The following is a 2,811-nucleotide window of genomic DNA, read 5'->3' as shown; positions in this document are numbered from 1 at the left end:
CCGGTCTTAGCCGGCCTGGTCGAAGTAAGCCTGCGCGCCGGGACAGGTCTCGACGAACGGAACCTCACCGGCGGTGGCGGGGTCCATCTCCTCCGCGGCGGGGTGCACCTGGATGAGCTGGTCCTTGTTCTCGAACAGGGCGGTGGTGATGTCCTGCTGGAGCTGCTCGTCCATGCTCGTCGCGGCCACGAGGATGTTCGGCGAGGCGATCACCGAGATGGGCTCGGTCTGGCCCTCGTACGTGTCGGCCGGGATTTCCTCCTCCACGTAGTATTCGCCGTATTCCTCGGCCATCGGCGCTGCATATTCGCCGATGGGGATGAGGACCATGTCGCCGTCGGCCGCGAGGTCGATCAGGGCACCGGTGGGCAGGCCGCCCGACCAGAAACCGGCGTCGATCGTGCCGTCACGCAGCGCTGCCACTGTTTCGGCGACACCGAGCTGGCGGCGGTCGATGTCCGCTTCGGGATCGAGACCGGCGGCTTCGAGTGTGCGCAGGGCGGCCACCTCGGTAGCCGAACCCGGGGCGCCCACCGAGACGACCTTGCCCTTCATCTCCTCAACGGTGGTGATGCCTGTTCCCTCAACCGAGATGGGCTGCAGGTAGTTGTTGTAGATGTTGCCGAGCGAGCAGATGTCGAGCGCGCCGCTCTCGAAGTCGTTCACGCCTTCGACGGCGTCTGCAACCACGTCGCCCACCGAGAAGGCGAGCTGCGCGGCGCCGCTCTGGATGAGCAGCATGTTGTCGACGGACGCGTTGGTCTCCTGAACCGTGGCGTCGTAGTTCTCGACGTTCTCACGGATGACGGTCGCGAAGCCGCCGCCCAGCGGGTAGTAGACGCCGCCGGTGCCGCCCGTGGCGATGGACAGGGTGCCGCCTTCGCCGGAGTCGGCGCCGCCTCCGCCTCCGCCGCCGCCGTCAGTAACGGGACTTCCGCAGGCGCTCAGGAACAGTGCCGGTGCAAGGATGGCGGCGGCAACGATGCGCGGTCCGCGAACCTTGTTCGTGGTGCTGGTCATGGGTTTCTCCCTTGATATGTGATGGGTTGTGGTGCGGTGATGAGGTTTGTGCTGGTTGTCATTGCTGGTCACTGCTGTGCCCCCGATCTGGAGCGGTTTCGGCCGGGGCCCGGACGTCAGCCACGGCCAGCAGTCCCGCGAGGGTACGGTAGTACCCCACGAGGACCGTCAGCTCTGTCAGCCCGCTCGGGCCGAAGTGTTCATGAGCCTTTGAGCGGATGTGCTCGCTCACGCCGGCTTCCGCGATCAGTTCCCGTGCCAGCTCGAGCGCGGCGGCTTCGCCTTCGGACGCGCTGGTAGGTATGGTGCCAGCCTGCAGCTGGACCAGCTCCTCCTCGGAGACGCCGACGACGACGGCCGCCCTGCTGTGCGCGTACCACTCGTACTCCGAGTTCAACGCGGCGGCGACGGCGCAGATGACAAGTTCGCGGGTGCGGTCGGGCAGCGCGCCGTGGAACCGCAGCGCTGCGCCAAGTTCCTGCACCGCGTTGCCGATGCCGGGGGCAAAAAGGAGAGCGTTGAAGGGGCCGGCGAGGGAGCCGTCGTCGTGCACGATGGTGAACGGGCCGTTGGCGCGTGGGCCAGCGGTGATCTTCTCATACAGCGACTGCTGCTCGAGGGAAAGGCCGCCGGGCACCAGGAGCGGGTACTCAAACAAGGGTCCGGCCTCCGTCCACGTAGAGGACGTGTCCGGTGATGAAGGACGCCCGGTCGGAGGCGAGGAAGAGGACGGAGCCGGTGAGGTCGTTGACGCGGCCCAGCCTTCCGGCCGGAACGAGGGACGTGTAGTGCTCACGCACTCCGGGCTTGTCCAGGTGCGCCTTCGTCAGGTCGGTTTCGGTGTACCCGGGGGCGATCGCGTTGACGGTGACGCCGTGGGGTGCCCACTCGCGGGCCATCACGCGCATCATCTGATTGATGCCGCCCTTGCTCGCGGCGTACGGGCCGTGGTCGGGGTGGGCGAGGAGGCCCGAGACCGAGGAGCAGTAGACCTGGCGGCCCCAACCCGCGTCGACCATGTGCTTGCCGGCGGCTTTGCCGAGGCGGAAGGCACTTGAGAGGTTGACGTCCAGGGTGCGCTGCCAGTCGTCGTCATCAGTATCCAGGACCGGAACCCGGTGATTGACGCCGACCGCGTGGAGAAGGATGTCGATGCCGCCGAGCGCGTCGACCGTCTGCCGGACGGCGTCTTCGCAGCCTGCGGCCGTCGAGAAGTCCGCCGGAATGGCGTTCTCATGTTCCGCCAGCCGCGACTCGTCGATGTCAGCCACGACTACGCGGGCGCCCACCGAGGCGAATGCCTCGGCGCAGGCTTCACCGATGCCGCCGGCCCCGGCGACCAGCACACGCCGGTCAGCTAGTCCTAGCCAGTTCTCCACGAAATGTGATCCCTTTGCTTCGTCATCGAATGAGGCGTTATTGGAGATTGTATACAAATTCGAGCCACGGTGTAAGCCGTGTCACATTAAAAGTTACCAGAGGTAACTTCGTTTGTGGGGAGTGTTATTAGAGTGTGACATGTTACTGACGCCAGGAAAAGACCCTCTTCGAAGCTCGAATCTCCCGCTCGCCCCGCTACTTCGCGTCGAGGAACCTGCGCAGCGCGTCGACGGCATGGTTGCGGTGTTCGTCCATGTGTTTGACGAGCCGCTCGGCATCCCGATCCGCGAACGCGTCGATGATCAGGTTGTGCTCTTCCTCGACCCGGTGGCGGTTGGTGGGCACACCGTAGTACACGAACCGGTAGGTGTCGGTAGCGTCCCAGAGAACCTGGATGAGCCGGTCCAGCCT

General features: G+C 65.7%; 4 protein-coding genes. All 4 read right to left on the bottom strand.

What is annotated here, in order from left to right:
* Positions 1–6: 6 nt before the first annotated feature.
* Positions 7–1,020: a TAXI family TRAP transporter solute-binding subunit gene (locus RIF85_RS15560; protein WP_309072808.1), complete on the bottom strand. Its 1,014-nt coding sequence runs from the start codon at positions 1,018–1,020 to the stop codon at positions 7–9.
* A 58-nt stretch (positions 1,021–1,078) separates the two neighbouring features.
* Positions 1,079–1,678 (bottom strand): carboxymuconolactone decarboxylase family protein, encoded by a 600-nt coding sequence (locus RIF85_RS15555; RefSeq protein ID WP_309072807.1) that lies wholly within the window; start codon positions 1,676–1,678, stop codon positions 1,079–1,081.
* The gene (locus RIF85_RS15550) at positions 1,671–2,399 is read right to left on the bottom strand and encodes an SDR family oxidoreductase (protein WP_309072806.1); all 729 of its coding nucleotides are present in this window, start codon (positions 2,397–2,399) and stop codon (positions 1,671–1,673) included. The genes RIF85_RS15555 and RIF85_RS15550 overlap by 8 nt, the downstream gene beginning before the upstream one ends.
* 196 nt (positions 2,400–2,595) lie before the next feature.
* A partial coding sequence (locus tag RIF85_RS15545; RefSeq protein ID WP_309072805.1) for an FCD domain-containing protein occupies positions 2,596–2,811 on the bottom strand: 216 nt, incomplete at its 5' end.

It is taken from the genome of Arthrobacter sp., from assembly GCF_031179385.1.
In the GTDB taxonomy this organism is placed as follows: domain Bacteria; phylum Actinomycetota; class Actinomycetes; order Actinomycetales; family Micrococcaceae; genus Arthrobacter_D.
Note: the sequence above shows the minus strand (reverse complement) of the source record. Positions and strands in the feature narration are given on the sequence as shown.